The organism is Flavobacterium facile (genome assembly GCF_036321945.1).
Classification (GTDB): Bacteria; Bacteroidota; Bacteroidia; order Flavobacteriales; family Flavobacteriaceae; genus Flavobacterium; species Flavobacterium facile.
In genome coordinates this window covers 28779-54717 of sequence record NZ_JAZAYT010000031.1, presented here as the reverse complement: position 1 = coordinate 54717, position 25939 = coordinate 28779, and the positions used below count along the sequence as shown (strand labels likewise).

The window sequence follows — 25939 nt, the reverse complement described above, 5'->3', positions numbered from 1 at the left end:
TTATCTTCGCACAATGCAACTATCTGTAATCATTCTTAACTATAACGTGCGCTATTTTTTAGAGCAATGTGTTTTAAGTGTTCAAAAAGCACTGATTCATCTTGATGCTGAAATTATTGTGGTGGATAATAATTCTACAGATGATAGTTGTGAAATGATGAAACGATTGTTTCCACACATCAAACTTATTGAAAACCCAGTAAATGTTGGTTTTCCGAAAGGTAATAACATTGCTGTGGCAGAAGCGAAAGGTGAATATATTTGCATTTTAAATCCTGATACTGTTGTAGCGGAAGATACTTTTGAGAAAATACTGAACTCACAATTCACAATTCACAATTCACAACTTGGAATAATTGGTTGTAAACTTATCGACGGAACTGGAAATTTTCTTCCAGAAAGTAAGCGTGGTGTGCCAACGCCTTGGGTAGCTTTTACCAAAATTTTCGGATTGTATAAAATTTCTAGTTTTTTCGGAAAATATTATGCGCAACATCTTACTGAAAATCAATCTGGGAAAGTGGATATTTTAGTCGGCGCTTTTATGGTTTTGAAACGCGATTTGTATTTACAAGTCGGTGGTTTTGATGAAAATTGTTTTATGTATTCTGACGATATTGATTTAAGTTATATGATTCAGAAATTAGGAAAAGAGAATTTCTATTTTCACAAAACAACTGTCATTCATTATAAAGGAGAAAGTACGGTTCGAGATGAGAAATATTTGAAACGTTTCCGCGAGGCGATGCAATTTTTCTATAAAAAACATTTTAAAAAGTCAGTGATTTTTGATGTGATGATGCAAGTTGGAAGTTTCGTTTTTACGATTTTAAAACAAAAGCAACAAAAAAATACGGTTAGAAATATTGATAAATACATCGTTTTTTCAAAAGAAAATTTGCAATTGAATTTGAAGAAAACACATGAATATTTAACTGATTTTAAGCAATTTGTAACCGATGAAAATTTAAATATTGAAGTGGTTTTTGATACGAATTCTTTTTCATTTGCTGAAATTATAGCATTCATGGAAAAAAATAAATCGAAGAAAATAACTTTTAAGAACTATATTTCGCAATCAAATTATCTAATTGGTAGCAATAATGCAAATGATAGAGGTGAAGTTATAAATTTTTGATTTTTTGATTTTTTCGTGATAAAACATCAAAATATTTATTAATTTTGTATTCCAAAGAATAAAACACAACATTACAATAATAATATGGCAAGATTTGAATTGAAACTTCCTAAAATGGGAGAAAGTGTTGCGGAAGCAACCATTACAAATTGGTTAAAAAAAGTAGGCGAAACCATTGAAATGGACGAAGCAGTTTTAGAAATTGCTACGGACAAAGTAGATAGCGAAGTGCCTTCTGAAGTTTCTGGAACTTTAGTTGAAATTTTGTTTAATGTGGATGATGTGGTTCAAGTTGGACAAACAATTGCCATTATTGAAACAGAAGGTGGTGCTGTTGCAGCAACTCCAGAAGTAAAATCGGAAGCTCCAGTTGCGGTTGCAAAAGTGGTTAAAACAGTTGAAGCAGCTATTGAAACGAGTGCTCCAGCAGATTTTTCTGGTTCAGATAAATTCTTTTCGCCATTAGTAAAAAATATGGCTAAAGCTGAAGGAATTTCTTTAGCAGAATTAGAGTCTATTGCGGGTTCTGGAAAAGATGGTCGTGTTAACAAAGAAGATATTTTAAAATATATTGCAAATAGAGGTAATCAACCTGTTGCAGCAAAAGCGGTAGTTGCAACTCCAGTTGCTTCAGCTCCAGTTTCAGCTCCAAAAGTTGCTCCATCAGTAAACGGTGGTGACGAAATTGTGGAAATGGACAGAATGCGTAAGTTGATTGCGGGTTACATGGTAGCTTCTGTACAAACTTCTGCACACGTGCAGTCGTTTATTGAAGTAGATGTAACCAACATCGTAAAATGGAGAGATAAAGTGAAAACGGCTTTCGAAAAACGCGAAGGTGAGAAATTAACGTTCACTCCAATTATGATGGAAGCTGTGGCAAAAGCGTTGAAAGATTTCCCAGGAATGAATATTTCTGTTGATGGTGATTACATTATCAAACGTAAAAACATCAATTTAGGAATGGCAGCAGCTTTACCAAACGGAAACTTAATCGTACCTGTAATTAAAAATGCAGATCAATTAAATTTAGTTGGAATGGCTAAAGCGGTTAACGATTTAGGAAGCCGTGCAAAAGCAGGAAAATTAAAACCAGACGATACGCAAGGTGGAACATATACTGTAACAAACGTTGGAACATTTGGTTCAGTTTTCGGAACACCGATTATCAATCAACCACAAGTTGGTATTTTAGCTTTAGGTGCAATTAGAAAAGTACCAGCAGTTATCGAAACTCCAGAAGGTGACTTCATCGGAATCCGTCAGAAAATGTTCTTATCTCATTCATATGATCACAGAGTGGTAGATGGTGCTTTAGGTGGAAGTTTCGTAAAACGTGTAGCAGATTATTTAGAAGCATTTGATATCAATAGAGATTTCTAAGTTTCAAAAAAAACATATTTTAAAAAGCCTGATAAGAAATTGTCAGGCTTTTTTATTAATGTCATATTTGTTTGTAAATGATTTTATTATATTTGTTACAAACTTTAAAAAAAAAAAAAATATTATGAATTTAAAAAAAATACTGTATTTGTTATTAATACTATTTTCATTTTCTTGTAGTAAAGACGATGGTCCAGCTGAAGCATCTGAACCAAAAAACTTTAGTGATTTAGTGATTACAACTGTTCAGCCTACAATGGAAAGTAATAATTTATCATTTAATACTGGTGGTAATTTGTCTTTTATTAAAGATATTTATATAACTGGAGCTTGTTTTAATAAAACAGGAAATCCTACCACAAATGATAATTTAAATTATTCAAATACGAGTTCATCTCAAAATTATATAATTAATTTTAATAACATTGAGTTTGGTGTAACTTATTATGTACGAGCTTTTGTGCAAAATGGTACTACTGGAGAAGTGAAATATGGTAATGAACTTTCTGTTTTTATTCCATCATCGGTTACAACTAGTATTGTGAAAAATATTTCAATTACAGGTTTTTCTGTAGATGTAAATGTAGCTAGTAATTTAAGTAGTAATACAGAAAGAGGTGTTTGTTATAGTACAAGTCAGAATCCAACTGTATCAAATTCAACTATTTCTGATAGTACAAATGGAGTTGGGGATTTTACTATTTCTGTAGATGGAGGTAATTCTTTTCCGACTTTTTATGTTTCTCCAAATACAACATATTATTTAAAGAGTTATGTTAGAATAAATTCTACTTATTATTATGGAAATCAAGTTTCATTTAAAACGCCTGGTTTTATTGGTGGATCAGGTGGTTATGTGTTTTTTGATAAAGGAGAAACGACTAATGGATGGAGGTATTTAGAAGCCTCAACTGTTAAATTAAACGATCCAAGTTCTAATAATTTCAAATGGGCAGTTTCTGACGGATTTATGTCAAATATAAGTCAAGAAATTGGTACAGGTTTAGAGAATTCAGTACAAATTAAGAGTACTAATAATTTTACTAATGTTGCGGCCGCAATGTCTGTTTATTTAGCAAACAATAATGTAAATGATTGGTTTTTACCTTCAATAAAAGAATTGAAAGAGTTGTATAAATTAAAATCGATAGGTCTAATTGGTAGTCCAGCTTCTGGAACTAATTCATTCTACAATAAAAATGTATTAAGTTCTTCTCAATTGAATAGTACTACATGTTATGGTATAAATTTTGACGATGGTTCTCAAGTTTTATTAGCTAAAACAAGCCAATTGTATTCAGGTTGGCAAGTTAGAAGATTTTAAAGATTTTATTTTATGTAATATTTTAATACCCGATAAGAAATTATCGGGTATTTTTTTATTCATTCAAATATTTGTTTATCAATTCAAAAAGTTTTTCTCGATTTATAGGTTTCAAGATATAATCAGTAAAACCACTTTTAGTAATCATTTTTACATCATCACTAGACGAAAAGGCAGTTTGTGCAATAATTGGAATGTTAGATTTAATTTTGTGAATGTGTTCAAAAGCTTCAAAACCATTCATAATTGGCATTTTAATATCTAATAATATTAAATCAAACGTGTTATCATTTGTAAAAATATCTACAGCTTCTTTACCGTTTTTAGCTCTAATAAGATCTAGATTTTTGTATGGAGCAAGCATTTTTGTTATAAGTAAATAGTTGATTTCATCATCTTCTGCAATTAAAATTCGCTTTTGAGAAGTAGTTGAACTTGAGATGATTGAAAGATTTTCTTTGTTTTTGTTTTTAGGTTTCTTTTTTGCTATTTCTAAAGGAATAGAAAAGTAAAATTGTGAGCCATTTCCAAGTGAAGAAGTTAAGCAAATGCTCCCGTTCATCATGTCTAAATAAGCTTTAGTAATTGATAAACCGAGTCCTAAACCTGATGATTTTGTAGTGTAATCATTGTCTATTCTTTTAAATCGGTCAAAAATTAAAGCTTGATCTTCTGTGTTAATACCATAGCCTGTGTCTTTTACGAAAAAATCAATTTGTTGCGTTTCATAATTAATTTTAAAACCAAAAGAAATTTCTCCACTGTCAGTATATTTAATGGCATTGGTTATTAAATTCACTAAAATTTGTTTCACTTTTGTTTCATCAATATTGACATAAATATTGTTGTTTAATTTGTCCTTTTTAAATATAAACGCAGCCTTTTTATCTTTTGGAATAGTGATTTTTATCGTTTCGTAAATTTCATCTAAACATTTATTTAACTCAACAGATGTGTAATTTGGAATAATTTGTTTCGCATCAATTTTTGACATTTCAATCAAGTCATTAATAATCAAAACTAGGTTATTGCCACTTTTTTCAATAGTTTCTAGGTATTCTTTTGTTTCTTCCGGATTTAATTTGTCATTTTTCAATAAATGAGTAAAGCCTAAAATTGCATTCATCGGTGTTCTGATTTCGTGTGATAAATTGGCTAAAAAAACCGATTTTAATTTGTCATTTTGTTCCGCTTTTAGCTTGGCTTTTTTTAATAATTTTTCTTGTTCTTTATTGTTTTTGAAAAGTTCTCCTATATATCCAAACTCACCTTTATATTGAACCAAACTATTTATCGCTTTGGAGTTGTTGTTCTCCAATATTTTTCGAACTAAATTTAAAGGATTGTTTACCCATTTTCTAATGAATAAGAAGTAAATCAATAGGTTTAAAAAAGAAAAAACAGTAATGAAGTAGATGATGTTGTTTAAGATGATGAAGTTATTGTTGTAATTTCTAACGAATAAAAAATCACCTATCTTTCCTTTATTCTCGTCTCGCATTTTAATTTCAATACTAACTTCAGAATCCTTTTCAGAATATGGACTGTGTGTAATTTGAGTCTTAGAGTTAGTAATTATGTTTAATTTTTCAAAAAAAGTATTATTTAAAATTCGTACCACAAAGAAATAAGCAACTGGTTTTCCAAATCTTTTATTAGCATTGGTAGATTTATAAATTCCGGAACCAATCACTTCTACATATCCAGCATTTATTTTTTTATAAAAACGTATTAAGTTGTGTAGTTTTATGTTTTTTGTAGCTTCCGATACATTTAAATCGGATAAAATTTCTGGGTTTTTACTTTTCTCTATAATTAAGTTACCTGCTTTATCTAAAACAATAACTTTGTCAAAATTGAGTGTGTTTAAAGAAGTTGCTACAGATTTATTAAACCATTCTTCATTTCTAGTGCTAATGTATTTTGTGAAATCATCCCAATAAACAATGTCGTTGACATAGGATTCATTTTGTAAAACTTCCATTTTATGAATGGCTAAAACATCTTTTTTGAACTGATTTTTCGTTTCAACGTAATCAATTTGTTGCTGTTTTTTGACATAGAATAACAATCCAGCAAATAACACAAGGCTTATACTACTTAATATAAATATTAAAATAATAATTTTCGAATATGTATTTGTGGTTTTTAATTTCATGTAAAACACTGATTAACATTTTGTTATAATACAATATTAAGCATTTTTTTAGTTATATTTTTCTTGTTTTAGATAAAAATACCAAAATTTTTATACATTTATTATTGAAAAAGTTAATATCTTTTATCTTTGTTGTCTAAAATATAAAAATGGAACTTAAACTATCAAGACCAATTTGTTTCTTCGATCTAGAAACTACAGGAATAGATGTTGGAAAAGACAGAATCGTAGAAATAGCTGTATTTAAAGTTTTCCCAAATGGAAATAAAGAAAGTAAAACTTGGCTAGTAAATCCTACAATTCCAATTCCACCTCAAAGTACTGCTATACATGGTATTTCTGATGAAAAAGTAGCCAATGAACCCACTTTTGTAGAATTGTCTTCTCAAATTTACAATATGATTAAAGATTCTGATTTAGCGGGTTATAATTCAGATAGATTCGACATTCCGTTATTAGCGGAAGAATTGCTTCGTGCTGGTGTTGATTTCGATATGAAAAATCGTGTTTCAGTTGATGTACAAACCATTTTTCATAAAAAAGAAGAAAGAACACTTTCTGCAGCTTTAAAGTTTTATTGTGGAAAAACATTAGAAAATGCGCATTCTGCAGAAGCGGATACGATGGCAACCTATGAGATTTTATTAGGACAATTAGAAAGATATCCAGATTTGCAAAATGATATGAAAGCTTTGTCGGAATTCACAACTCGTAAAAAATCTGTTGATTTTGCGGGTATGATTGTGTTAAACGATAAAGGTCAAGAAATGTTCAGTTTTGGAAAATACAAGAATGTTTTAGTAGATGATGTTTTTGATAAAGATCCAGGTTATTTCGGTTGGATTCAAAATGCCGATTTTCCACTGTATACTAAAAAGGTATTAACTGGTTTGAAATTAAGACGATTAAATACGAAGTTATAGTATGAAGATTATTTGTATAGGCAGAAATTATGCCGACCATATTTCAGAATTAAATAACGAACGTCCAGAGGAGCCCGTTATTTTCATGAAACCTGATACGGCAATTTTACCGAAGAAAACACCTTTTGTGATTCCAGAATTTAGTAAGGATGTACATCATGAAGTGGAAGTTTTAGTAAAAATTTGTAAAGTGGGAAAATACATCAGTACAAAATTCGCACATAAATATTACGATGAAATTGGTTTAGGAATCGATTTTACTGCTCGTGATTTACAAACTATGTTAAAAGAAAAAGGATTGCCTTGGGAAAAAGCAAAGGCTTTTGACCATTCAGCGATTATTGGTGACTTTTTGCCGAAAATAAATTATACTTCTTTAGAAAATATTAACTTTGAATTAAGGAAAAACTCGGAGATTGTTCAACAAGGTTCTACTTCCATGATGTTATGGAATATTGATCAAATTGTTTCGTATGTATCACAATTTTTTACTTTAAAAAAAGGCGATATTATTTTTACTGGTACACCAAAGGGTGTAGCTGCTGTTAAGGAAAATGATATTCTAGAAGGTTTTCTAGAAGGTAAACAAATGTTTAAAATACAAGTAAAATAGATGGCGTTACAATATAATTTATCAAAAGTTTATGAAATCTCTGAAAATGATAAGGATTTTGCCTTGCAAATTGTATCGTTATTTTTAGAAGAAGTTCCAGTTGAAATTCAATCGATGAAAAATGCTATTGAATTAAAAGATTATACACAAGCTTATGCGTCTGCACATAAGATAAAACCAACCTTAGATTTGTTAGGAATGGATATCGCTTATGAAGACAATATGCTGATTATGAATTGGACGAAACAAGAAGGAAAACGAAAAGAAATTAAAGAAGTTTTCAAATCTCTAAAAACAAGAATCTCAGAAGCTGCAGATGAAATCAAAAAAGATTTTAAATTGTAAATTCGTACTTTTAATATAAATTTAACCACGCTTTCGGCGTGGTTTTCTTATTTTTACACAAATTTAAAAAATGAAATCGCTATAAAAAAATGTTTGTAAAACAAACACCAATAAAAAAATGCGATTCCATTTGACAAATAAAAAAAACATTAATACAACATATGAAAGCAGCAGTCATAACTATTGGAGATGAAATATTAATTGGTCAAATTGTTGACACAAATTCATCTTACATTTCAAAAGCATTAGATAAAATAGGAATTGCAACTTATGAGATGCTTTCTATCTCAGATGATAAAACCCATATTTTAGAAACGTTTCATAAAGTTCAGAATAATTTTGATGTTGTTGTTATAACTGGTGGTTTAGGGCCAACCAAAGATGATATTACTAAAAAAACATTTTGCGATTATTTTGAGGATGTTTTGGTGCAAGATGAATCGGTTTTATCTCATGTAAAAGATATTATTGAAGGGTTTTATAAAAGACCAATTACGCAATTAAACATTGAGCAAGCGTTGGTGCCATCAAAAGCAAAAGTACTTTTCAATAAAATGGGAACAGCTCCTGGAATGCTAATGGAACATGAAAATACCGTTTTTGTTTCTTTGCCAGGTGTGCCTTATGAAATGAAGTATTTGATTGATAATGAATTGATTCCTTATTTAGTTGAGAAATTTGAGCGACCATATATTGTGCATAAAACACTGATGACTTATGGTCGTGGAGAAAGTTTAATTGCAGAACAAATTGAAGATTGGGAAACGAATTTGCCGAGTTTTATAAAATTAGCGTATTTGCCAAGTCCAGGAAAAGTACGATTGCGATTAACTGCTCGTGGAGAAAATGAAGCGGTTTTAAGTGCTTCTATTTTAAAAGAAGTAGAGAAATTAGAGCCTTTAATTGGTGATATTATTGTGGGTTATGATGAAGACGAGACGATTGAGGTTATTGTCGGAAGAGCATTAGCAAAAAAAGAAGTAACTTTGTCTATCGCAGAAAGTTGTACAGGTGGGAAGATTTCGGAATTAATTACATCAGTATCAGGAGCTTCTGTTTATTTTCAAGGTGGAATTGTAGCATATTCCAATCATGTGAAAATGGATTTGTTAAAAGTGAATTCGGAAACAATAAAAAAGTTTTCTGTAGTGAGTGCTGAGGTTGCGAGAGAAATGGCTTTAAATTGTAAAACTATTTTTAATACAGATTTCGCAATTGCCACAACTGGAAACGCTGGACCAACAAAAGGGAACAGCGAAGCCGAAATTGGCAGTGTTTTTATTGCAATCGCTACTCCAAATGAAGTTTTTGTAGAAGAATTTAATTTTGGTCAACCGCGTGAAAAGGTCGTGGATAGGGCGGTTAACAAAGCATTTGAAATGTTATACAAAGAAATTTTAAAAAACTAATAAAAAATAGTTGCATAGTAAATGAAAAATCCTTTTCTTTGCACCCTTATTTAGAATAACGATATAAAAGTTTAGAATAATGTCAAGAGTTTGTGAACTAACAGGAAAAAGAGCAATGGTTGGAAACAACGTTTCTCACGCGATGAATAAAACTAAGAGAAAATTCTCTGTGAACTTAGTGAAAAAACGTTTTTACATTGCTGAAGAAGATAGATGGGTGAGCCTAAAAATATCTACAGCAGTATTAAAAACAATTAACAAAAATGGTATTGCCGCGGTTTTGAAAAAAGCTAAAGCAGAAGGATTTGTAAAATCTGTTTAATCATTTATAAAATATATTAAAATGGCAAAGAAAGGTAATAGAATCCAAGTAATTTTAGAGTGTACTGAGCACAAAGAATCTGGTCAACCAGGAACTTCTCGTTACATCACGACTAAAAACAAGAAAAACACACCAGATAGAATGGAAATCAAAAAATTCAATCCTATCTTGAAAAGAGTAACTGTTCACAAAGAAATTAAATAATTAGAAATTTTTAATTTTCAAATAACGTATTTGAAACTTTTAAATTCATAAAACATTAAGTCATGGCAAAGAAAACCGTAGCAACTTTACAAACAGCTTCTAAAAGATTGACTAAAGCAATCAAAATGGTAAAGTCTCCTAAAACAGGTGCTTATACATTTGTGGAATCAGTAATGACTCCAGAAGAAGTAGATGAGTTCTTAAAAAAGAAATAATCTGTACAATATAGATACTAAAAAAGCTATTTTCATTTGAAAGTAGCTTTTTTTATTTTATTTTTGTTCCATAAATAATGAAAATCATATCATTACTTACTTAATACAATGAGTTTTTTTAAAAAAATATTTTCTTCTAACAAAAGTGAACCTGTAATCACGGAACAGGAAAAACAAATTTTAGATAAAGGTTTAGAGAAAACAAAAACATCGTTCTTTTCCAAATTAACTAAAGCAGTTGCTGGAAAATCTAAAGTGGACGATGAAGTTTTAGATAATTTAGAAGAAGTACTTATTTCTTCAGATGTTGGTGTAAATACTACATTAAAAATTATTCAAAGGATTGAAAAAAGAGTTTCTCAAGACAAATATCTAGGAACTGACGAACTGAATTTAATCTTAAGAGAAGAAATTGGTTCGCTTTTATCTGAAACTAATTCTGGAAACGATTCTGAATTTACCATTCCAAAAGATACCAAACCATATGTGATTATGGTAGTTGGTGTTAATGGTGTAGGGAAAACTACCACTATTGGAAAATTAGCCTATCAGTTTAAAAAAGCAGGATATAAAGTCGTTTTAGGTGCTGCTGATACCTTCAGAGCTGCGGCAATAGATCAATTGCAAATTTGGGCAGATAGAGTAGATGTTCCAATGGTAAGACAGCAAATGGGTTCTGATCCAGCTTCTGTTGCTTTTGATACGTTACAATCTGCTGTTGCGCAAAATGCGGATGTTGTTATTATTGACACAGCAGGACGTTTACACAATAAAGTGGGTTTAATGAACGAATTAACCAAAGTAAAAAATGTAATGCAAAAAGTGGTTCCAAATACACCAAACGACGTAATGTTGGTGCTTGATGGTTCTACAGGACAAAACGCTTTTGAACAAGCCAAACAATTTACTGCTGCTACAGAAGTTTCTTGTTTAGCAGTAACTAAATTAGACGGAACCGCTAAAGGTGGTGTTGTAATAGGTATTTCAGATCAATTTCAAATTCCAGTAAAATATATTGGAGTAGGTGAAGGAATTGAAGATTTACAGGTATTTAATAAAACAGAATTTGTGGATTCTTTCTTTAATTAATTTGATAAAGTATGATGAATTTTTTTAAAAATATGACCAATTCAAAATTGCTATTAATTGCCATTATAGCTGCTTTTTTAGCCTTACCATTTGATTTGAAATTTTTAAGTTTTATGCAAAGCGAAAGTATCTTTATGTTTTTAAGATTACTTTCTTTTGTTTTGTTCATGTATGTGGCTATTAAAGTAATTAACGGAAAAACGAAAAAACCGGTTAAGAAAAAATAAGCCAACTTAAAAATAAATAATACGAAATCCTCAATAGCTATTGGGGATTTTTTATGTTAAAGAACGAATTGTTAATGTTAGCTTTTATTAAATTATTATTCTTATAATTTTGTTCGGAAGTAATATTGTTGATAGTTATAATACTGATTTTTTAGCTTTAGTAAATAATCCTTTACAACAAAATAAAAAGTCCGTCCCAATTATATCAGGACGGACTTTTTAATTATGTTATTTTAGAGTTTACTTCGCAATATTTACCGCTCTAGTTTCTCTAATTACAGTTACTTTAACTTGACCAGGATAAGTCATTTCCGTTTGAATTTTGTGTGAAATTTCAAAAGATAAAGTTGCTGCTAAATCGTCAGAAACTTTTTCACTTTCTACTAATACACGTAATTCTCTACCAGCTTGAATCGCGTAAGCATTCTTCACTCCAGGGAAACTATAAGCTACTTCTTCTAAGTCTTTTAAACGTTGGATATAAGAATCTAATACTTGACGTCTTGCGCCTGGTCTTGCTCCAGAAATCGCATCACACACTTGAATAATTGGAGAAATTAAATATTTCATTTCAATTTCATCGTGGTGTGCTCCAATCGCATTACAAACTTCTTCTTTTTCACCATACTTTTCAGCCCATTGCATACCTAAAATGGCGTGAGGCAATTCGCTTTCTGTATCTGGAACTTTTCCAATATCGTGTAATAAACCAGCTCTTTTCGCTAATTTCACGTTCAATCCTAATTCTGCAGCCATTAAACCACATAATTTAGAAACTTCTCTTGAGTGTTGTAATAAGTTTTGTCCGTAAGAAGAACGGTATTTCATACGTCCTACAATTTTAATCAATTCTGGGTGTAAACCGTGAATTCCTAAATCGATAACCGTACGTTTACCAACTTCGATGATTTCTTCCTCAATTTGTTTTTTTGTTTTCTCCACTACTTCTTCAATACGAGCTGGGTGAATACGACCGTCAGTAACTAATTTATGTAGTGCTAAACGCGCAATTTCTCTTCTAACAGGATCAAAACAAGATAAGATAATAGCTTCTGGTGTGTCATCTACAATGATTTCAACTCCAGTTGCCGCTTCAATAGCTCTAATGTTTCTTCCTTCTCTACCAATAATTCTACCTTTTACATCGTCAGATTCAATGTTGAATACAGAAACGCAATTTTCAACAGCTTCTTCTGTACCTACACGTTGAATCGTGCTAATAATGATTTTCTTAGCTTCTTGTTGAGCTTGCATTTTCGCTTCTTCAATTGTTTCTTGAATATGCGCCATTGCATTCGTTTTAGCTTCTGCTTTTAAACTTTCAACCAATTGGTTTTTTGCTTCTTCTGCAGATAAACCAGAAATTACTTCTAATTGCTCAATCTGACTTTTATGTAATTTGTCAACTTCTTGAGATTTTTTCTCTAAGTTGTCAATTTTGGTGTTGTATTCTGTGATTTTAGCTTCTGCTTCGTCGTTTACTTTCTTTGCTTTGGCTAATTCATTTGAAATTTGAGACTCTTTATCTCTTGTTCTTTTTTCGGCTTCAGCCATTTTTTTGTCTTTTGACAAAATTTCTTTTTCGTGTTCCGATTTTAATTCTAAAAATTTCTCTTTGGCTTGTAATAGCTTATTTTTCTTTTCAGCCTCAGCTTCTGATTTAGCATCTCTTAAAATTGAACCCGCTTCTTTTTTAGCATTTTTGATTAGGTTTGAAACATTGCTTTTTTCTAAAAATTTAGCAATTGCAAATCCCATAGCCAATCCAGCAACGATTCCAATAATTATGATTAATGTTGATTCCATAGTTTTGTTTAGTTTAATAAAAAAGCCCACATCAGGTGTTTGAATAAACTCGATTCAGACAGGATTTGAGCTAGAGCAATGATCAAGGATTCCCGTGAAGGACGTGCTTTACTATTACAAATTCACTCGTTTAATTGTTAGTGTTGAGTTTATCAAATATTTACTAATGTGGGCAGTACTTTAGTGTTTTTGTATGAACGTATTTTCTTGTTTTGAAAGTAAACTTTCAATTTTATCGTTGAGTTTTTTCAATCTTTCAAATGCATCTACGGTATCTGTAGAAGTATCTATTTGTGTTTGTTCGATTTGAGAAGCAAATTGTAAAGCGCACATGGCTAAAACATCTTGTTTATCTCTTACCGCATAGCTGGCTTCAAATTTTTTAATGGTAGCATCGATTTTTTTAGATGCCGTTCTTAGACCTTCTTCCTGAGTAGTTTCCACTGTTAATGGATAGACTCGGTCTGCAATTGAAATTTTTATTTTTAACTTTTCTGCCATAATTATTCAGAAAGTTGAGCTATACAATAGTCGATTTCTCTAATCAACGAATTTATTTTCAGTTTTGTTTCTTTCTTGTATTCTTCACTGCCTAGAAGAGAATTAGTAATTCGTAAGCTTTCTAACTCATTTTTTAATAAGTTTACTTTTTCATTTTCGTGTTGGGCGGTTTGCTTGATTTCTTTCAATTCTTTAGATAAACTTTCGTTCAATTGCTCTAAATTCTCTATTTTTTTAGACAACTTAAAGAACTTTACTTCTAAAGAATCAATAACTTTTGACAATTCGCTCATTACAACTTAATTCTTTTCTTGATTTTACAAATTTAAAACTTCAATCTCGAAATCCAACATTTTTTTACAAAAATTATAAAGTTTTTTTCTCGAGAGTTATTTTCTTAATGTTCTGTTGGTTTTTTACTCTTTATGAAGTCTAAAATTAGTGTTGCAATTAATTTTCCTGTTAAATGATTATTGTTAGATAAATCCAAATCCGGAGCACCTTCGCAAATGTGAAAATAACAGGCATTTTCTTCTTTTCCAACGGAATGTATAAAATGTCGCGCTTTTTCTACACTAAATCCACTTAATGTCATGGCACTACTTGGGATGTTTGGAATCGCATCTAAATCTAATTCTAAACCAAAAGGCGTATTAGAGATGAATTTCAAAGCATTTAATATTTCATTTGAAAAACTTTTCGATTTTCTAACCGCCATTTCTTCATAGGTAACATATTTCACCCGTTCTTCAATTGTTTTTAAGGTATTGAAAACGCTTTTTGACACGAAATTTTCATGCAACCCGAAGATGAAATATTTTTTTAGGAAACCTTCTTCAAAAGCATAAGTGAAACCATTTCCACTGTGTCGGCCTTCCATAATTCGGAAATCAGTATGTGCATCAAAATTTATGGCATTCACTGGAATTCCTTTTGCAAGTGCTAACCCTTTTATATTTCCATATGCATTGTTGTGTCCGCCACCAATGATAATCGGAATTTTATTTGCTTTAATAATGGTGCTAATCACGAATGAAACATCTTTGTCAATAGTTTCAACCAAACTAAAAAGTTTTTTACGATCTTCCTTGTTGGTTGTGTCTAAATTTTTTGAAATTTCCATTTCTGCTGTGAAATCAATTTCGCCTAAAGCTATCAATTCACTTCCTTTACAGAATTTATTATGTTGGAAGTTGACTAAACTTTTTAAAGTACTTTCAAATGCGGTTGCGGCACCAGTTCTTCCCAAGTTTGCTTTTACACCAATATCTTCGGGTAAACCAATTAAAACAAATTTTGCTTCGCAATTGGTAATGAATTCTATCCAATTTTCATTACTTGGAACCGTTATCATCTTTTCGCCAAACTTTATTTCACCACTTCTGTGTTGTGTGATTTTAGCTAAATCTTTAGTGCTGAATACGTTTAATTTATCCATTTTGTGTTTTAAATGTGTATCCAAATATAATATTTTCAAGATACATTACGTTATATAGTGATAGAAATAAATAAAATTTTATTTTTGTATGGAATAATTAACCTAAATCAAAAAAAATGGAATTAAATCAATCAAATCCTCGAAATTCTGGATTAAAGGCTGCTATTGTTGTTTTGGCCTTACTTCTAATGGGAAGTTTAGCTTATGTGTATAAATTGAATCAGGATAAAAGTGAAGTTGATTCTAGTTTGTCTAAAACAATGACTGAAAAAGAAAAATTTCAATCAGAATTAGAAGCAAAAATTGCAGAATATGATACTGCTATTGCTGACAACACTGCTTTAAAAGGGGAATTGGAAGAAGAACAAGCAAAAATTGTGGAATTATTAGAGAAAATTAAAAAATCTAATGGTAGCGTGGCTGAACTTTCTAAATACAAAAATGAGTATGTGAAATTGAAACGTGAAATGGATAATTTAATCGCTGAAAATAATGTTTTAAAAGAGAATAACACGAAGTTAACTAAGAATTTAGACAGTACAGTTGTAGTTTTAACAAACGCAAGAACAGCTAATGATACTTTAGTTGCAAAAAACGAAAATTTATCTAAAACAGTTGAAAAAGCTCAAAAATTATCAGTTTTAAACTTAACAACTTTGGCAGTAAAACAAAGAAGTTCAGGAAAACAAATAGACACTGACAAAGCAACAAGAGCTGATGTTTTAAAAATTAGTTTTACAATTGCTGAAAACCAAGTGGCTAAAACTGGAGATAGAACGTATTTTGTACAAGTAATTGATAGTAAAAACAATGTTTTAGGAGATAAAAAAACAGAAGCTTTTGGAACTACATATTTACCATATAGTTTTCAGAAAACAGTTAAGTATGAAAATAAAACGGTACAAGTGCAAGAAGATTTACCTGTAAAAAGTATTTCTGCGGGAACTTATTTTGTAAATGTATTTGATAAAAATGGAGAGTTAGTTTCTAAAAACAGTTTTCAATTGAGATAATACAAGTTATATATTTATTAAAAAAGGCTTCAAGTAATTTGAAGCCTTTTTTTTTATTCTGTAATTGTTGCTGATTTGAAATTTTCATTAACTTTTTTCCAGTTAATTACGTTGAAATACGCATCAATATAATCTTTTCGTTTGTTTTGGTATTTTAAGTAATACGCGTGTTCCCAAATATCTAAAGCTAAAATTGGTGTTCCTTTAATTTCTGCTCTTGGCATTAATGGATTGTCTTGGTTTATAGTAGAAGTAATTACTAATTTCCCGGATTTGTCTTTTACTAACCAAACCCAACCTGAACCAAATAATTTTGTAGCACTTTCAGTAAATTGTTTTTTAAATTCATCGTAAGAACCAAAGTCTTTGTTGATAGCTTCCAAAACTTCATCAGTTGCTTCTCCGCCATTTGCTGTTAATATTTGGAAAAAGAAATTATGATTGTAATAACCACCAGCGTTATTTCTTATGTCCGATTTATTCATATCTAATTTTTTTAGAATTTCTTCTATTGATTTAGATTCTAAATCTGTTCCTTTGAGAGCTGTATTTAATTTGTTGCAATATCCAACATGATGTTTCGAATAATGAGTTTCCATGGTTTTCGTGTCGATAAATGGCTCTAAACCATTATAAGCATATGGCAAACCTTTCATTTGAAAAGCACCTTCTGCATCATCAGCTTTCACGTCAGCAGGATTTCCCATCGCAATTTTTTCTACTTTTTCTGGTTCGGGAATGGTAACTTCTATCAATTCTTTATCTTTTCCACAACTTGTAAAACCAACTATCGTAGCAAGTGTTAGTACTAGAATTCTATGTTTCATTTGATTTGTTATTTAGATTTTACAAAAATAAAAAAGATAAACATTACTGTCTATCTTTTAACATTTGATTTATAATTTCGATATATTTTTCTTTGGCTTGATCGGCGCTAAGATGTCTAACTTGCATCCAGGCGTTTTGTTTAAAAGCGGTAATTACTTCATCAGATTCATAGCCATGATGACTATAACTGATGTTTTCAGAAAGAGCTTGTTTGTAGTAGGCATAAAGAACCAGCTGTACATCTTGCGGTACAGAAGTTTTAGGGATTTTTTCGTTGGCATTTCGAATAGCTTCCTGGAATCTTTCATCTAACGACAAATTGTTCATTTATTTTTTACTAATTACGGTTTTGTTTCCAATTGCTTTTTGTCCTAATTTTACATTAATTTCTGTTCCAATTGGGAAATATAAATCCACACGAGAACCAAATTTAATAAAACCAGCATCTTTTCCTTGAACAACTCTCATGCCTTCAACCGCATAATTTACAATTCTTTTGGCTAATGCACCAGCAATTTGTCGGTACATAATTTCGCCATATACTCTGTTTTCTATAACAACAGTTGTACGCTCGTTTTCTTCACTGGCTTTTGGATGCCAAGCTACTAAAAACTTACCAGGATGATATTTGCTATATTTTACGATTCCATTTAACGCATATCTTGTTACGTGAACATTGATAGGTGACATAAAAATAGAAACCATTAATCTTTTATCTTTAAAATATTCTGGTTCGAAAACTTCTTCAATTACCACTACTTTTCCATCAACTGGAGCTAATACGTGATTGTCACTATTATCAGCAATTCTTATTGGATCTCTAAAAAATTGAAGAATCATGATTAAAAGAAAAAGTAGTGTACATTGAACTATTATTCTTATAACGGTAGTATCATGTAGTAAATAATCAACACCAAAAATACCCAAAACGGTAATTAAAGTTGAAATTAAAATGATTTTAGATCCTTCTGGATGAAATTTAAGCATAATTAAAATAAATTAAATATAAAACATATAAAAACGGAACTACAAAAATAACACTGTCTAATCGGTCTAAAATTCCACCGTGACCAGGCATAATGTTTCCGCTATCTTTTACTCCGGCTTCTCTTTTGAATTTAGATTCTACTAAATCGCCAAGAGTACCAAATAATGCAATTACAATTGCTGTAATAATCCACAAAGTTACGTTAAAAAAAGTATAAAATTGACTAATTATTAAAGAAGCAAGTATGGTAAATAGCATTCCGCCAATAAAACCTTCAATTGTTTTTTTTGGAGAAACTCTTTCAAGTAGTTTGTGTTTTCCTATAGATTTGCCAACTATATAGGCAAATGTGTCGTTACACCAAATCATAATAAAAATGGCCAAAACAATTTCGTATTTAGCTGGATTTATGAAGTTTGGAATTGACAATAATAAGATAAAAGGTAAAGTAATGTATAAAAACAAATGACTATACGTTTTGTGGTATTTATGAAAAGATTTGTCCTTAAATAAATTAATTAAAAGTAAGATGTTGAAAACTACGCAACCTGAAGCAATGTAAATTAAATTTGCTGGCGGAAGCTGGCTTAAGAAAAACAATACTGAAATTAAAATTCCTCCAATGGCAAATAAGTAATAGTATTTGTAATTGGTCATTTTTGAAAATTCATAAATACTTAAACACATAAAAACAGTGAATAAAATATGAAAGGTAATTGGCGAAAAAAGGGTGCAAAATATAAGTAGCGCAATATAAATGGCACCACTAGTTGCTCTTGTTACATTTTCACTCATTATTATAAATCTTCTAGTAGAATTAAGTATAAGTTTTTGTGGCAACTACCATAGTGAAGAAAATCTTCTTCTTTGGTTTTTTCAAAATACTTAATTGCAGTAATATTTGTTGGATATTCTTTGTCGTATTTGTTTTTGATGTTTCTTAAACTGTCACCTTTTGTCATGGTTAATTGACTAGTGGAAGCAAATACAATAATATTAGTTGGTAATTCGTCTATTTTATGTTGTTTTAATTGTTTTGATGAGAATAAGATCGAACCTTCATCAGCAATTAAGTTTTCACATGGTGTAAAGAAGAAAGTTGGATTTGGTGTGTTTTTGTATTCTAATCTATTTTCATCTAAAAAGTGAAATAATCTCGAATCAAAGCATTTTACTTCATTTTCAAACCAGTCATTTTCTTCTAAAATATTTTCAAAGTTATCATGAACCTCGCTCATACTTGAACAATAAATGAATTTTCCACCATTATTTTTAAAGTTAATGGTAAATAATTCGTCTACTGGTGTACTAATGTCGGGTGTATATTGGCTTTTATTAACGTTTTTCTCCGTATTATCGGTATCGTCTTGGTTGCCAAATATTTTTTTGAAAATATTCATTTTAAATCTGTAAACATTCTTAAGCATCAAATATAAAAAAATCTTAACTTAAAATTACTTCTAGGTTAAGATTTTTTATACAATAGATTGTTAATAACTTATTCTGCTATATTTTCTGAGTTAGATTCTGAATCAGATTTAGAAATAATCTCAGTCATGGTTTCAGGTTTATCTTCCTCAATGTCAAAAGGTCGTTTTCCAAAAATAGTTTCTAAATCGTCTTTGAAAATGACTTCTTTATCGATTAAAATATCAGCTAATGCTTCTAATTTTGTTCTGTTCTCCGTTAAAATCGAGATCGCTCTTTGATATTGTTCTTCAATTAAACCTGATATTTCCGCATCAATAACTCTTGCAGTATCATCTGAATACGGTTTTGAAAAATTATAATCAGATTGCCCAGATGAATCGTAATAAGTGATGTTTCCGATTTTATCATTTAAACCATAAACCGTAACCATTGCACGAGCTTGTTTGGTTACTTTTTCTAAATCTGAAAGTGCACCAGTCGAAATTTTATCGAAAACTACTTTTTCAGCAGCTCTTCCGCCCATTGTAGCACACATTTCGTCTAACATTTGTTCGGTTCTCACAATTTGTCTTTCTTCTGGTAAATACCAAGCAGCACCTAAGCTTTGTCCTCTAGGAACAATCGTAACTTTCACTAAAGGCGCAGCATGTTCTAACATCCAACTTACGGTGGCATGACCTGCTTCGTGTATCGCAATAGCGTGTTTTTCTGCTTTTGTAATGATTTTATTTTTCTTTTCTAAACCACCAACAATTCTGTCAACAGCATCTAAGAAATCTTGTTTATCCACAGCTTTTTTGTCTTTTCTTGCGGCAACTAAAGCGGCTTCATTACATACATTTGCAATATCGGCACCAGAAAAACCAGGCGTTTGTTTCGCTAAAAACTCCACATCTAATGCTTCTGATTTTGTAATAGGTTTTAAGTGTACTTCAAAAATAGCAGCACGTTCTCTAATATCTGGTAAGTCTACATAAATTTGTCTGTCAAAACGACCTGCACGCATTAATGCTTTGTCTAAAACATCAGCTCTGTTTGTTGCAGCTAATACAATTACATTAGAATTGGTACCAAATCCGTCCATTTCAGTCAATAACTGATTTAATGTGTTTTCTCTTTCGTCATTACTTCCAGACATGTTGTTTTTACCACGTGCTCTACCAACGGCATCAATCTCGTCAATAAAAATAATAGCAGGCGCTTTTTCTTTAGCTTGTTTGAATAAATCTCTAACACGAGAAGCTCCAACACCTACGAACATTTCCACAAAATCAGAACCTGATAAAGAGAAGAAAGGTACGTTTGCTTCGCCAGCAACAGCTTTGGCTAATAAGGTTTTTCCAGTTCCTGGAGGTCCAACTAATAAGGCTCCCTTTGGAATTTTACCACCAATACTTGTATATTTTTCAGGTGTTTTTAAGAATTCTACAATTTCTTGTATTTCCTCTTTGGCACCTTCTAATCCAGCTACGTTTTCAAAAGTAACTTTTATGTCATTTTTTTCGTCGAATAATTTCGCTTTCGATTTGCCGATACTAAATATTTGACCGCCACCACCAGCACCACCAGACATTCTTTTCGAAATGAAATAGAAAAATCCAATAAAAATTAAGGTTGGTAATAACAATCCAATCCATTCGCCCCAATTACTTGTAGGTTTTAAATCGTATGTAGAAATTAATTTATTTTTTTTAGCCTCTTTTAGTTCGTTTTGAAATAACTCTAAACTTCCAACATCTTTTACTAAATAATGTGGCCCTTTTTCTAGAGTTACTTTCTTTAATTCTTTGTCTGTGGAACTTTTATAAGCAGCTTTTTTTAAAGTAATTTCGGCAGTATTACCAGAAGTACTAGTTAAAATGTCTACTTTTTCAATTTGATTTTTATTCAATAAATCATAAAAAGAAGAAATAGAAGTCGATTTCGGATAATTCATATCGAAACCACCATTAAAAAAGTTGATTAATAAAATTATCGAAACAGCTAATATTGGGAAAAACCAAGGCCCAAGTTTTACAACTTTAATAATTGGCTTGTTTTTGTTTTCGTTTTCTTTCTCTGACATAATTGTTTTAGAATTTGTTTTCTATTGAAGTAATTTTTGCATCACCCCAAAGACTTTCAATGTTATAATACTCTCTAATGTGTTTTTGAAATACGTGAACTACTACATTTACATAATCCATTAATACCCATTCTCCAACGTCAGTTCCTTCAACATGCCAAGGTTTGTCTTTTAATTCTTTAGACACGCCTTTTTGTACGGAACCTACAATTGCATTTACTTGGGTATTCGAATTACCATTGCAAATTACAAAATAATCACAAACACTATTGTCAATTCCTCTTAAGTCAAGAATATCAATATCTAATCCTTTTACATCTTCAATTCCTTTGATGATACTTGCTAGTAAATCATCTGTGCTAATATTTTTCGTCATCTATTATTTATTCGTTTTGTGCAAAGGTATCATTTTTTGTCTTTATTTTTGTAACTTCAATTAAGTAATAACAAAATTTCTTATATGCATATTATCAAACTCCCTGCCATTGATTCAACAAATAGCTATTTAAAGGAAATGACTACGAAACAATCTGTTGAAAATTTCACAGTTGTTGTAGCAGAAAACCAAACAAATGGACGAGGGCAACGCGGTGCGAATTGGGAAGTTGAAAGTGGTAAAAATCTAACATTCAGTGTTTTGATAAAAGATGTGTTGCTGAATTTTGAAGAAGTTTTCAATTTAAATGTAGTGGTTGCTGTTAGTTTATTTCAATCGTTTTCTAATTTGAAAATTCCGAATTTAACTATAAAGTGGGCAAACGACATTTTGGCAGATAAAAAGAAAATTTGTGGCATTTTAATTGAAAATCAGTTCAAAAGTAACTCAGAAATCATTTCTGTCATAGGAATTGGCATAAATGTGAATCAAGAAAATTTTTCAAATTTGCCACAAGCGAGTTCATTAAAAAAGATTTCTGGACAAGAATGGAATAAAGAGGAAGTATTGCTAAATTTCTTAAACCAATTTCAAAACAACATCAATTTATATAAAAACCAAGGTGCCGCATATTTTTGGGAAATGTATCACGAAAATTTATTTAAAAAAAATGTGCCTATGGCTTTTGAAAACGCATCAAGTGATAAATTTATGGGAATAATCAAACAAGTATTGCCAAATGGTTTGTTACAAATTGAGTTAGAAGACGATAGTTTGAAGCTTTTTGACATTAAAGAAATAAAAATGTTGTATTAGATTGTCAATTTACAACTTCGATCTTCCAACTTCCTCTTACAAATATTAAATTTTGTTAAAATAGTTACTCTTTATTTTCAATTCTGTACATTTGCAGTACTCAAAAAAACGACAACATTTTATGTTACAAAAATTACTTTCCGCTCTATATTCTACGCGCTTAATGGCTCTTTTATTCATTGGTTTTGCAGCAGCAATGGCGGCAGGAACTTTCATTGAAGATGCTTATAATACAGAAACTGCTAGAATTTTAGTATACAATACCTGGTGGTTTGAAGCCATTATGTTGTTTTTCTTAATCAACTTTTTTGGAAACATCAAACGTTACCAATTGCATAAAAGAGAAAAATGGGCGACTTTATTATTACACTTGTCTTGGATTTTTATAATTATTGGTGCATTTGTCACAAGATATATTAGCTACGAAGGCTTAATGCCAATTCGTGAAGGCGCTACAGCAAATATGGTATATTCTGATATGCCGCATTTAACCACTTTTGTAGATGGTGACTATAAAGGTGAAATGAAACGTAAAACTACTGAAAATCAATTATTACTTTCTCAAGCTGTAAATAATTCATTTTCATATTCTGATGAATTTTCGGACATTCCATATAAAATTGAATTAAAAGAATTTATTATGAATGCGTCAGAAACATTTAAACCAAATGCTAAAGGCGATTTATATATTAAATTAGTGGAAGCCAGTGGCGGAAGCAGAAAAGAACATTTTTTACGTAATGGTGAAGTTAAAAATATTAGTAACGTATTATTTGCGTTTAATAAATTCACTCAAGGTGCTGTAAATATTACTAAAATATCATCGGCTTATACGATTCAAACGCCATTTGACGGGAATTTCATGCGAATGGCAGATAAATTCCAAGGAACAATTGCTAAAGACAAACCAAGTCCGTTAATGTTCCGTTCTTTATATAATGCTGGTGGAAGTCAGTTCGTATTTCCAGAAATGGCTCAACATGGAGAAGTGGTTTTAGCTTCAAACAACAATTATAAAGATAAAAAAACAGATGATGCGATTGTGGTTAAAGTGACTTCTCAAAATAAAGAAGAAATTGTAACATTATCTGGTTCAAAAGGAAAACAAGGGGAACCAAAAAGCTTTAAAATTGGAAAATTAGATTTCACTTTAATGTATGGAAGTAAAGTACATAACTTGCCTTTTTCTATAAAATTAGACGATTTTATTGCTGAAAAACAACCAGGAACAGAAAAAAGTTATTCGGCATTTAAAAGTAAAATCGAAGTATTGAACGGAAAAGAAAGTTTTAAAGACAGCGTTTTTATGAATAACGTTTTAGACTACAAAGGTTTCCGATTTTTTCAAGCGAGTTTTGATGAAGACGAAAAAGGAACCGTACTTTCTGTAAGTCACGATTTCTGGGGAACTTGGATTAGTTACATCGGTTATTTCTTATTGTATTTTGCGATGATGGCCATTTTATTCGATAAAAACACCAGATTTAACGATTTAAAAGTGAAAGTAGACAAAATCCGTGCTAAAAAAGCGGCTTTATCTGTACTATTATTTTTCTTCGGATTAGTTGGTTTTGCTCAAGAAGAACATACCAATCATGACGGACATAATCATGGAGCCGAACCACATCAGCATGAAACATCTTCGGTTACTAAGCCAAAAATGCCAACTGTAGAACAATCTTTAAAAGAGATTAGAAAATATATGGTGACTGCTGAACATGCGGAAAAATTCGGAAGATTAGTCATCCAAGACTATAGCGGAAGAATGAAACCCGTGAATACTTTCTCCTCTGAATTATTACGAAAAGTTTCTAAAAACGACACATTTGAAGGCTATACTTCAGATCAGGTATTAATTTCGATGAATCAATTTCCAGAATTTTGGTATCAAATTCCAATTATTCATTTAGTTAAAGGAAACGACAGCATTCGTAAAATTATAGGTGTAGACAAAGAGGCAAAATACGCACCGTTAATCAGTTTTTTCGATGATTTCGGAAATTATAAATTACAAAAACAAACAGATGAAGCGTATAAAGAAGTTGTTCCAAATAAGTTTCAAAAAGATTTTATAGAAGCAGATAAGAAGGTAAACTTATTATATTCTGCAATTAGCGGACAAATTTTGCGATTTTTTCCACTTCCAAAAGATGCCAACAACAAATGGGCTTCTTATTTAGAATTGCAACATCCAACGAAAACCAATTTAGATACGGTTAAAAACATTATTCCGTTTTATTTCGGAGAAGCGGCAAGAGCCTCACAATCTAAAGACTATAAAAATGCAGAAAGTTTATTAACTGGTTTGTCAAAATTTCAAAGAGAATTTGGCGGAAAAGTAATGCTTTCTCAAGACAAATTAGAAGCAGAAATTCAATATAACAAATACGATATTTTTAAAAAATTATTCTCTTGGTATATGTATGCTGGAGTATTAATGTTTGCATTTGTGATTGTTCAAATTTTCAATAAAAAGAAATGGGTAAATTATGTAGTGAAGTTTTTCCACGGAACTATTATTTTACTTTTCATTTTACACTTAGCAGGTTTAATTGTTCGTTGGTATATTTCTGGTCACGCACCTTGGTCTGACGCTTATGAAAGTATGATTTATGTAGCTTGGGCAACCATGTTCTTTGGTGTGGCTTTCGGAAGAAAATCGGAACTAACAGTAGCTTCGACAGCTTTTGTAACAGCTATGATTTTAATGATTGCACATTGGAATTGGATGGATCCAAGTATTGCGAATTTACAACCGGTTTTAAATTCGTATTGGTTAATGATTCACGTTGCGGTTATTGTAGCGAGTTACGGACCATTTACTTTGGCTATGATTTTAGGATTAGTGTCTTTGTTCTTAATAATTTTTACGAATAAAAAGAACAAAGCCAAAATGGAATTAAACATCAAAGAAATTACATATATTAACGAATTAGCTTTAACTGTTGGTTTAGTCATGTTAACTATTGGAAATTTCCTTGGCGGACAATGGGCTAACGAAAGTTGGGGTCGTTATTGGGGTTGGGATCCAAAAGAAACTTGGGCGTTAATTAGTATTATGGTGTACGCTTTTGTAATTCACGCTCGATTTGTACCAGCTTTACGCGGCTTTTTTGCTTATAATTTTATGTCGGTTTTAGCTTTTGCAAGTATTTTAATGACGTATTTTGGTGTAAATTTCCACTTGAGCGGATTGCATTCTTACGCTTCTGGAGAAGAACAAAATGTAATTTATTATGGATACGCTTTAGCAGTTGTTTTAACGATTTCAGCGATAGCTTACGTTCAATATAAAAGATTTTACAAGAAGAATTAAAAATAAATTTT

27 protein-coding genes are annotated in these 25939 nt (G+C 30.8%); 15 read left to right on the top strand and 12 right to left on the bottom strand.

Going from position 1 to position 25939, the window contains the following annotated elements; translation table 11 throughout:
• Nucleotides 1–13: 13 nt before the first annotated feature.
• The 3 genes from UEQ13_RS06880 to UEQ13_RS06870 all read left to right on the top strand — a co-directional run bounded on the left by UEQ13_RS06880 (nucleotide 14) and on the right by UEQ13_RS06870 (nucleotide 3845).
• Entirely contained in the window at nucleotides 14–1138 is a 1125-nt protein-coding gene (locus tag UEQ13_RS06880; protein WP_329805601.1) for a glycosyltransferase family 2 protein, read from the top strand.
• Nucleotides 1139–1222: 84 nt separating this feature from the next.
• On the top strand, nucleotides 1223–2521 hold the full coding sequence (locus UEQ13_RS06875; protein ID WP_329805600.1) for a dihydrolipoamide acetyltransferase family protein: 1299 nt from the start codon (nucleotides 1223–1225) through the stop codon (nucleotides 2519–2521).
• 124 nt (nucleotides 2522–2645) lie between these two features.
• A complete protein-coding gene (locus UEQ13_RS06870) occupies nucleotides 2646–3845 on the top strand; it encodes a hypothetical protein (protein WP_329805599.1) in 1200 nt (399 codons plus the stop codon).
• Nucleotides 3846–3900: 55 nt separating this feature from the next.
• Here UEQ13_RS06870 and UEQ13_RS06865 read toward each other — a convergent pair whose 3' ends face one another.
• Nucleotides 3901–6003 (bottom strand): ATP-binding protein, encoded by a 2103-nt coding sequence (locus tag UEQ13_RS06865; RefSeq protein WP_329805598.1) that lies wholly within the window; start codon nucleotides 6001–6003, stop codon nucleotides 3901–3903.
• Nucleotides 6004–6152: 149 nt separating this feature from the next.
• Here UEQ13_RS06865 and UEQ13_RS06860 point away from each other — a divergent pair, with 149 nt between their 5' ends.
• The 9 genes from UEQ13_RS06860 to UEQ13_RS06820 all read left to right on the top strand — a co-directional run bounded on the left by UEQ13_RS06860 (nucleotide 6153) and on the right by UEQ13_RS06820 (nucleotide 11350).
• Nucleotides 6153–6926 (top strand): 3'-5' exonuclease, encoded by a 774-nt coding sequence (locus tag UEQ13_RS06860; protein ID WP_329805597.1) that lies wholly within the window; start codon nucleotides 6153–6155, stop codon nucleotides 6924–6926.
• A gap of 1 nt (nucleotide 6927) precedes the next feature.
• Entirely contained in the window at nucleotides 6928–7539 is a 612-nt protein-coding gene (locus tag UEQ13_RS06855) for a fumarylacetoacetate hydrolase family protein (RefSeq protein ID WP_329805596.1), read from the top strand.
• Complete coding sequence (locus UEQ13_RS06850) at nucleotides 7540–7884, top strand: Hpt domain-containing protein (protein ID WP_329805595.1); 345 nt, start codon at nucleotides 7540–7542, stop codon at nucleotides 7882–7884.
• A 161-nt stretch (nucleotides 7885–8045) separates the two neighbouring features.
• Nucleotides 8046–9293, top strand: coding sequence for a CinA family nicotinamide mononucleotide deamidase-related protein (locus tag UEQ13_RS06845; protein ID WP_329805594.1), 1248 nt, complete (start codon nucleotides 8046–8048; stop codon nucleotides 9291–9293).
• A gap of 79 nt (nucleotides 9294–9372) precedes the next feature.
• The gene (gene rpmB / locus UEQ13_RS06840; protein WP_166127789.1) at nucleotides 9373–9615 is read left to right on the top strand and encodes a 50S ribosomal protein L28; all 243 of its coding nucleotides are present in this window, start codon (nucleotides 9373–9375) and stop codon (nucleotides 9613–9615) included.
• A gap of 21 nt (nucleotides 9616–9636) precedes the next feature.
• Nucleotides 9637–9819: a 50S ribosomal protein L33 gene (gene rpmG, locus UEQ13_RS06835; protein WP_091308983.1), complete on the top strand. Its 183-nt coding sequence runs from the start codon at nucleotides 9637–9639 to the stop codon at nucleotides 9817–9819.
• Nucleotides 9820–9881: 62 nt separating this feature from the next.
• Nucleotides 9882–10034: a DUF4295 domain-containing protein gene (locus UEQ13_RS06830; protein ID WP_014389076.1), complete on the top strand. Its 153-nt coding sequence runs from the start codon at nucleotides 9882–9884 to the stop codon at nucleotides 10032–10034.
• Nucleotides 10035–10142: 108 nt separating this feature from the next.
• Nucleotides 10143–11123 (top strand): signal recognition particle-docking protein FtsY, encoded by a 981-nt coding sequence (gene ftsY, locus UEQ13_RS06825; RefSeq protein WP_329805593.1) that lies wholly within the window; start codon nucleotides 10143–10145, stop codon nucleotides 11121–11123.
• A gap of 32 nt (nucleotides 11124–11155) precedes the next feature.
• Nucleotides 11156–11350, top strand: a complete 195-nt coding sequence (locus UEQ13_RS06820; protein WP_329805592.1) for a hypothetical protein — start codon at nucleotides 11156–11158, stop codon at nucleotides 11348–11350.
• Nucleotides 11351–11590: 240 nt separating this feature from the next.
• Here UEQ13_RS06820 and rny read toward each other — a convergent pair whose 3' ends face one another.
• From rny to UEQ13_RS06800, 4 genes are all read right to left on the bottom strand, one after another.
• Complete coding sequence (gene rny / locus UEQ13_RS06815; RefSeq protein ID WP_329805591.1) at nucleotides 11591–13156, bottom strand: ribonuclease Y; 1566 nt, start codon at nucleotides 13154–13156, stop codon at nucleotides 11591–11593.
• 180 nt (nucleotides 13157–13336) lie between these two features.
• Nucleotides 13337–13657: a cell division protein ZapA gene (locus tag UEQ13_RS06810; protein WP_329805590.1), complete on the bottom strand. Its 321-nt coding sequence runs from the start codon at nucleotides 13655–13657 to the stop codon at nucleotides 13337–13339.
• A 2-nt stretch (nucleotides 13658–13659) separates the two neighbouring features.
• Nucleotides 13660–13950, bottom strand: a complete 291-nt coding sequence (locus tag UEQ13_RS06805) for a hypothetical protein (protein WP_329805589.1) — start codon at nucleotides 13948–13950, stop codon at nucleotides 13660–13662.
• Between the two features lie 104 nt (nucleotides 13951–14054).
• Nucleotides 14055–15095 (bottom strand): formimidoylglutamase, encoded by a 1041-nt coding sequence (locus tag UEQ13_RS06800; protein WP_329805588.1) that lies wholly within the window; start codon nucleotides 15093–15095, stop codon nucleotides 14055–14057.
• A 116-nt stretch (nucleotides 15096–15211) separates the two neighbouring features.
• Between UEQ13_RS06800 and UEQ13_RS06795 the strand changes: the two genes are divergently transcribed.
• On the top strand, nucleotides 15212–16108 hold the full coding sequence (locus tag UEQ13_RS06795; RefSeq protein WP_329805587.1) for a hypothetical protein: 897 nt from the start codon (nucleotides 15212–15214) through the stop codon (nucleotides 16106–16108).
• A gap of 53 nt (nucleotides 16109–16161) precedes the next feature.
• Here the strand turns inward: UEQ13_RS06795 and UEQ13_RS06790 are convergent, their stop codons facing one another.
• The 7 genes from UEQ13_RS06790 to rsfS form a co-directional block, all read right to left on the bottom strand.
• Complete coding sequence (locus tag UEQ13_RS06790) at nucleotides 16162–16935, bottom strand: superoxide dismutase (RefSeq protein WP_329805586.1); 774 nt, start codon at nucleotides 16933–16935, stop codon at nucleotides 16162–16164.
• A 43-nt stretch (nucleotides 16936–16978) separates the two neighbouring features.
• Nucleotides 16979–17263, bottom strand: coding sequence for an acyl-CoA-binding protein (locus UEQ13_RS06785; RefSeq protein ID WP_329805585.1), 285 nt, complete (start codon nucleotides 17261–17263; stop codon nucleotides 16979–16981).
• Nucleotides 17264–17923 (bottom strand): phosphatidylserine decarboxylase family protein, encoded by a 660-nt coding sequence (locus UEQ13_RS06780; protein ID WP_329805584.1) that lies wholly within the window; start codon nucleotides 17921–17923, stop codon nucleotides 17264–17266.
• Entirely contained in the window at nucleotides 17916–18719 is an 804-nt protein-coding gene (locus tag UEQ13_RS06775) for a phosphatidate cytidylyltransferase (protein ID WP_329805583.1), read from the bottom strand. The genes UEQ13_RS06780 and UEQ13_RS06775 overlap by 8 nt, the downstream gene beginning before the upstream one ends.
• Before the next feature lie 2 nt (nucleotides 18720–18721).
• Nucleotides 18722–19324 carry a lactate utilization protein B/C gene (locus UEQ13_RS06770; RefSeq protein WP_329805582.1) on the bottom strand — a complete coding sequence of 201 codons (603 nt, stop codon included), beginning with the start codon at nucleotides 19322–19324 and terminating at the stop codon, nucleotides 18722–18724.
• Between the two features lie 98 nt (nucleotides 19325–19422).
• Nucleotides 19423–21420 carry an ATP-dependent zinc metalloprotease FtsH gene (ftsH, locus tag UEQ13_RS06765; protein WP_329805581.1) on the bottom strand — a complete coding sequence of 666 codons (1998 nt, stop codon included), beginning with the start codon at nucleotides 21418–21420 and terminating at the stop codon, nucleotides 19423–19425.
• 7 nt (nucleotides 21421–21427) lie between these two features.
• Complete coding sequence (gene rsfS / locus UEQ13_RS06760; RefSeq protein ID WP_329805580.1) at nucleotides 21428–21796, bottom strand: ribosome silencing factor; 369 nt, start codon at nucleotides 21794–21796, stop codon at nucleotides 21428–21430.
• Between the two features lie 84 nt (nucleotides 21797–21880).
• On the opposite strand from rsfS, the gene UEQ13_RS06755 reads away from it, so the two are divergent.
• Entirely contained in the window at nucleotides 21881–22612 is a 732-nt protein-coding gene (locus tag UEQ13_RS06755) for a biotin--[acetyl-CoA-carboxylase] ligase (protein WP_329805579.1), read from the top strand.
• Between the two features lie 121 nt (nucleotides 22613–22733).
• Entirely contained in the window at nucleotides 22734–25928 is a 3195-nt protein-coding gene (gene ccsA / locus UEQ13_RS06750) for a cytochrome c biogenesis protein (protein ID WP_329805578.1), read from the top strand.
• The last annotated feature ends 11 nt before the right edge of the window (nucleotides 25929–25939 follow it).

What these genes read in the sequence shown, in the direction of transcription:
- UEQ13_RS06810 (WP_329805590.1), bottom strand. Translation starts at nt 13,657, where the DNA reads ATGGCAGAAAAGTTAAAAATAAAAATTTCAATTGCAGACCGAGTCTAT.
- UEQ13_RS06855 (WP_329805596.1), top strand. Translation starts at nt 6,928, where the DNA reads ATGAAGATTATTTGTATAGGCAGAAATTATGCCGACCATATTTCAGAA.
- UEQ13_RS06860 (WP_329805597.1), top strand. Translation starts at nt 6,153, where the DNA reads ATGGAACTTAAACTATCAAGACCAATTTGTTTCTTCGATCTAGAAACT.
- UEQ13_RS06795 (WP_329805587.1), top strand. Translation starts at nt 15,212, where the DNA reads ATGGAATTAAATCAATCAAATCCTCGAAATTCTGGATTAAAGGCTGCT.
- rpmG (WP_091308983.1), top strand. Translation starts at nt 9,637, where the DNA reads ATGGCAAAGAAAGGTAATAGAATCCAAGTAATTTTAGAGTGTACTGAG.
- ftsH (WP_329805581.1), bottom strand. Translation starts at nt 21,420, where the DNA reads ATGTCAGAGAAAGAAAACGAAAACAAAAACAAGCCAATTATTAAAGTT.
- rpmB (WP_166127789.1), top strand. Translation starts at nt 9,373, where the DNA reads ATGTCAAGAGTTTGTGAACTAACAGGAAAAAGAGCAATGGTTGGAAAC.
- ftsY (WP_329805593.1), top strand. Translation starts at nt 10,143, where the DNA reads ATGAGTTTTTTTAAAAAAATATTTTCTTCTAACAAAAGTGAACCTGTA.
- UEQ13_RS06830 (WP_014389076.1), top strand. Translation starts at nt 9,882, where the DNA reads ATGGCAAAGAAAACCGTAGCAACTTTACAAACAGCTTCTAAAAGATTG.
- UEQ13_RS06800 (WP_329805588.1), bottom strand. Translation starts at nt 15,095, where the DNA reads ATGGATAAATTAAACGTATTCAGCACTAAAGATTTAGCTAAAATCACA.
- UEQ13_RS06770 (WP_329805582.1), bottom strand. Translation starts at nt 19,324, where the DNA reads ATGAATATTTTCAAAAAAATATTTGGCAACCAAGACGATACCGATAAT.
- UEQ13_RS06880 (WP_329805601.1), top strand. Translation starts at nt 14, where the DNA reads ATGCAACTATCTGTAATCATTCTTAACTATAACGTGCGCTATTTTTTA.
- UEQ13_RS06850 (WP_329805595.1), top strand. Translation starts at nt 7,540, where the DNA reads ATGGCGTTACAATATAATTTATCAAAAGTTTATGAAATCTCTGAAAAT.
- UEQ13_RS06875 (WP_329805600.1), top strand. Translation starts at nt 1,223, where the DNA reads ATGGCAAGATTTGAATTGAAACTTCCTAAAATGGGAGAAAGTGTTGCG.
- UEQ13_RS06790 (WP_329805586.1), bottom strand. Translation starts at nt 16,935, where the DNA reads ATGAAACATAGAATTCTAGTACTAACACTTGCTACGATAGTTGGTTTT.
- UEQ13_RS06775 (WP_329805583.1), bottom strand. Translation starts at nt 18,719, where the DNA reads ATGAGTGAAAATGTAACAAGAGCAACTAGTGGTGCCATTTATATTGCG.
- rny (WP_329805591.1), bottom strand. Translation starts at nt 13,156, where the DNA reads ATGGAATCAACATTAATCATAATTATTGGAATCGTTGCTGGATTGGCT.
- UEQ13_RS06755 (WP_329805579.1), top strand. Translation starts at nt 21,881, where the DNA reads ATGCATATTATCAAACTCCCTGCCATTGATTCAACAAATAGCTATTTA.
- UEQ13_RS06870 (WP_329805599.1), top strand. Translation starts at nt 2,646, where the DNA reads ATGAATTTAAAAAAAATACTGTATTTGTTATTAATACTATTTTCATTT.
- UEQ13_RS06845 (WP_329805594.1), top strand. Translation starts at nt 8,046, where the DNA reads ATGAAAGCAGCAGTCATAACTATTGGAGATGAAATATTAATTGGTCAA.
- UEQ13_RS06865 (WP_329805598.1), bottom strand. Translation starts at nt 6,003, where the DNA reads ATGAAATTAAAAACCACAAATACATATTCGAAAATTATTATTTTAATA.
- UEQ13_RS06785 (WP_329805585.1), bottom strand. Translation starts at nt 17,263, where the DNA reads ATGAACAATTTGTCGTTAGATGAAAGATTCCAGGAAGCTATTCGAAAT.
- UEQ13_RS06780 (WP_329805584.1), bottom strand. Translation starts at nt 17,923, where the DNA reads ATGCTTAAATTTCATCCAGAAGGATCTAAAATCATTTTAATTTCAACT.
- rsfS (WP_329805580.1), bottom strand. Translation starts at nt 21,796, where the DNA reads ATGACGAAAAATATTAGCACAGATGATTTACTAGCAAGTATCATCAAA.
- UEQ13_RS06805 (WP_329805589.1), bottom strand. Translation starts at nt 13,950, where the DNA reads ATGAGCGAATTGTCAAAAGTTATTGATTCTTTAGAAGTAAAGTTCTTT.
- UEQ13_RS06820 (WP_329805592.1), top strand. Translation starts at nt 11,156, where the DNA reads ATGACCAATTCAAAATTGCTATTAATTGCCATTATAGCTGCTTTTTTA.
- ccsA (WP_329805578.1), top strand. Translation starts at nt 22,734, where the DNA reads ATGTTACAAAAATTACTTTCCGCTCTATATTCTACGCGCTTAATGGCT.